This window comes from Candidatus Symbiopectobacterium sp. NZEC135 (genome assembly GCF_025962695.1).
In genome coordinates this window covers 1-4743 of the sequence record NZ_JAGFPF010000120.1, presented here as the reverse complement: position 1 = coordinate 4743, position 4743 = coordinate 1, and the positions used below count along the sequence as shown (strand labels likewise).

Genomic DNA, 4743 nt, shown 5'->3' with positions numbered 1-4743 from the left:
TTTTGTTTTTATTGACAGAAAGGTAGGGATCGACTTTCCCATCAACGCCAGGACGTTTCTTATTTGTTCTCTTTCGCTTATGATTATTTTCGAGGAAAGAAAAATGATGGGTTTTCCCTTTGAACATAGCGTTATGTTCTTTTATTAAAACACGAACTGTTCTTTTATCTTTTTTAGACAAGCTTTCAACAATCCGCCATAGCTTTACCAAATGGATATTTGCAAGAAAAAAGGACAGGTTATTTATTTCATTAGCAAAAGCGCCATAGATATATTTATGCGTATACTGAATACACTTTAACAACAGCCTGATATTTCTTTCTCTTTTATTTTCAATTTTTTTTACATCTGGTGATGATTCTGAACGCCTAAAAATATGATGAAATTCATTTCTTAAATGCCGGTCAATTTTTTCATCGCGTGTAAGATTAATTATCTCACTCAGTATGTTTTTATTTTTAATAATTACTCTTCTGCTCTGTCGCGCCACTCTATCAGGAGGGGCGTTAGCATGATCTACAACGTAACCGTCGTCAAAACTGGATACTACCAACTGATTTATCACAGAAATATCATTGTAAAACTCCTCTTCTGATATTTGCCACAATCCAGTTACAGGATCAGGAATGCCAATAATAGTTTTGTCGGTGTAAATGGAAGGGTTCACAAAATCATCGTCATTCATTTCATAGGGATATTCAGAAGAATTTTTAATGTCCAAATAAATACCCCGATCGTTGTGATAATTATTTTTATCACTATGCTGTTTTTGGGGGGAGTGGTTATTGCGATAATAAACAACTCCGGCAAATCCAGCGCCAAGGAGCAGACTGCCAAAAACCAATGCTTGCTTTTTTGTCAGATTGAACCCAATTTTCTGTTCATTAACACCTCTTGTTTTCTCTTTCAACGCCTCACTTTCATCTATCAGCTTTTGCCCCGAGAGGGATATGTGAGAAAACGCACTCTCGTCAGTACGTCGTGGTAAGGATGTGCCGAACGAGAAAACCCGTGTAATAAACGAAAATATGCTGAACACATCCGCCCGCGGGTTCGCTTCCTCGGCCAAGGTTTTTCTCGCCGCCGATGCAACAGGCCGGCCATTGGGCTGATGATGTAATCGATGAGCGGTAGTCATTTCATTGAAATTTTTACAATAAGGCAAATTTTCGAATGAATGCTTTTGGTTTGTTTTTACATGCATCAATAAATGCTCCGATTGTTACCAACATAACTCGTCATTAATAAATATCATTAGCTATTAGCCCTATGACTACTTACAGAGAAAATTATCATCGTGCATGACATCTAAATAAGACAAACAAGTCCGGTTATAACAGCAAAACATGATCCCGTGCAAAATCACGAATCAGCAGCGTTAATGTATCCGGGTTATTTAACAGAACGATAGCGCGAAGATAATTATCCCTGACGAAAAGCTGATGAAACACGGCTGGTTTCATCAGACTCTCTATATTGACTCCAGCATATATAGGGTTGCTCATAAAATATGATTTACAAAGATAGACAAATCGATCATTGAATGCATTTCCCGTCAGGATAAAATACTCAATCCGGTCGATAGCGTCCTCAACCTGTTGCAGTTTCCCATTTTCATCTATTCGATGATAAAAGTAATCATCAGGATTGCCTAATGCATGTATGGCTTCATGGCAGAGTGTTCCAGACATCAAGTTTACATAGTACTCTTGCTGGCTAAATCCCTCATAATCACTCGCATTCATGGTCAAATCATCAGGGATGATATCCGTATTTAAAAAAACCCGATCAAGAGGGTCATTAATAAATGAAAAACCTAAAACATTACGATTCACATCTATATTTTTCTTATCCGATGCTATCGGATGGTTTTTGTTTCTGACAATAAGAATAATATTTTCTTTATTATGCATGCTAAACAACTGATTTATTCTACCTGAGATCTTAGTGAATGAATCAATAAAAATGTCAATCACTCTTTTATCAGAAATCTTTAACCGCTCAATGATATACTCATCAGCTAAATAACGATCGCTTTTGACAAATCGACTTGACTTATCAACCATTTCTATTGCATTACTATAGGCTTCATTGAATATCGCTGATAAAATGACATCACTCTTTTCATTCTCTATTGACGCTAACGTTATATAATCAAATGAATCAGGCCTGTTGATGATTTCTTTTATTGCATTATTAATATAATAATCGGCATCTATTATGGAAGTAATGCTCTTTTTGCTGCTCAAATCAAACAGTTTTGTGACTTCATCACTATCAAATTTTTCATGTAACTTGCGTAATAACTGCTCAATATCTTCACTTCCCTTTTCAGCGATGATACCTTCCGAACTGCGTTGCTGCCACCTTAGTAATTTTTGTGAATACGTTTTGTCTAAGTCCAATACGATTTCTTGTGCTTCTATAGGCGTACTCACGATAGTTTTTTTATCATAAAAATCTTTTATGATGCAGACATCTGAAATGACGAAACTGGGGTTTATTTCGCCCTCTGCATTTTTTCCATACAGTTTAAAATAAACAGGTGCAATTCTATCTTCGGCGCTGTCCACTTCACTGGCATGAAAATAAACATTATCATTAAAAAAATAATAGAGCTTATTTTCATCATTTTTATTTCGGTAAAAACCGTCAAGATCGCGGTATGGCTCTAACATTTCCTTTGCGTTGAACAATTTAATGCCATTATCGACATTCCGTTTAAGTAGAGAAGTAAACTCTGCCGTTTCATAATACGCGTTCATGCACCCTGAAGGTACTTGCCGCTTTACTTTGCATTGCAATGTTTTGGTATTGTATTTATTTATTTTGATACCACTTTTTTTTTGAAAAGAATAATAGGTATTTCCTCGACTGTTTTTATATAAAAAAATACCATCATCAGCATGTCTCTCCGGTAATAAAAAATAATCATTTCCTAAGTCTGTAACCGCAATCATTTTATTGTTATAAAGAAAAAAATATTTTCCGTCTAAAACGTAGGCACCATCAATTTTTTGGGATCTATCATATTGATGTTCAGCAAGAAAAGTATCATCAGAAAAGGATTTGGCTTGCATGAATAACTGACTACGGGGCATCCTCTCAACCACGCTGTTATCTAGATAATAATTTTTATCATCATGGGAGGAAAAAGGTTTTTGTAACGCTTTTTTATAGTATGAAAACTGTCCTTCTGCAAGGTATGATTTTGTATAAAACTGGCTATCTTTTTCTCTCAAGGGAAGTATATCTCGATGTCCATCAACATACAGAGAGCCGAACACATCTTGCTTAACCCTGTAATAACCTTCATTGATTTTTAGATATCGATTGTAATTTTTATCGAACTGGAATTTTCTGGATAATGTTATTGGCCCAACGTCGCTGTGTGCTACGTGATTCCTAACCAATCTATTTTTGATGTTTTCTTTTTCTGTTAAAAAATGAACCAGATCGCTGCTCGCAGAATGGGTTATTTTACTTTCAAACACCCACTTTCCTGCTCGCTGTACAACAGGGACATACACACTGTGTTTCAATGCCAGGTAGCGAAACACTCTCGGATTGACTTGAAATTCTTTTGCCGGATAAATTCTATTTCCAATAACAATATACAGTTCATCTAAATGTCTTATTAAAATCGAATCACCATAAAACTCGGGTGAGCTGTTTCTAAAATAAAACACCCCCTTTTCATCCCTCCATATCTTATCAATCAATCTCTTGGTTTTTTTTACTTCGTGATTAAATTGAATGTTTCTATTTACAACCCAATGATTGTTCTCATAAAAAAGATATTTATTTCTTCTTTCATCGATGAAGTGGTTAAAAAAGTTTTTTACAGGAATATCTCTTATAGGGTGAGCTGTTCTGATTATTAATTTCCCTTTGCGATATTTAACATCATTAGTCATGGCATTAATCTCTTTTTGACCATCAGGCTTTATCATGTTATTGATCTGTATGGTTGATAAAGAAGAGATCATATCCTTCGCCAAATTAATAATATTATTATCAATATCCTCGATATAGGATAATGATAACTCCTTGCCTTCGATAGCATCAGAGATCATATCCAGGACGGTAGCCGCTATCAGGGTAATCAAGTGCGTTCTGTTATACATAGGAATCCAGGACAGCAGCGAATTGATAGCACTTTCAATTTTTTGAGAGATTGAGTTAAACTTACTGTGATCGACACACCCCTTGGCATAGATACTGTAATCTAACACTATCCGCCCCTCCTCAATCAATGAGGATATCGGGTATCTTATCGTTTTGCTAATCACTCGTAATATATCTGACAGCGCTAAACGCTCTCTTTCATCGCGACAATCTGTAAGTTTAATTATTTTAACGTCATCGTATGCTGGTGCATTTTTTTTAGTCTCCGTCTCTTTTTCAATGTGTCTTTTTCGAACGTACAAAACACGCGCTTTCGGAAAATGCGTCGTTACATTAGCCTCATTGGTATAGCCCTGTTTTTCATGCCTATCAGGGTATTTTTCAATAGTAATTTTTTGGTCAGGATACCGCGCTTCCGCAGGATAAATCGAACCGTTATCCGCTGAGATAGGCTGAATGGAATCGCGTCCCCACTGCCGGTAGCGAGAATAACCTAACCACCATCCTGTGCCGCCTAACATAATGAGTCCAATAGCTATCGTTGATTTTCTCCCAAGTGAGTAATCAGGAAGTACAGGTTTATCATTTATCTCACTGGTTTTCAATCTCTCCGAC

The 4743-nt window shown here is 36.2% G+C and carries 2 protein-coding genes; both read right to left on the bottom strand.

Annotated features, from left to right (window positions below; genetic code table 11):
• A partial coding sequence (locus J5224_RS23350; protein WP_264627630.1) for a hypothetical protein occupies positions 1-1204 on the bottom strand: 1204 nt, incomplete at its 3' end.
• A gap of 127 nt (positions 1205-1331) precedes the next feature.
• Positions 1332-4733 (bottom strand): hypothetical protein, encoded by a 3402-nt coding sequence (locus J5224_RS23345; protein ID WP_264627629.1) that lies wholly within the window; start codon positions 4731-4733, stop codon positions 1332-1334.
• Between the last annotated feature and the right edge of the window lie 10 nt (positions 4734-4743).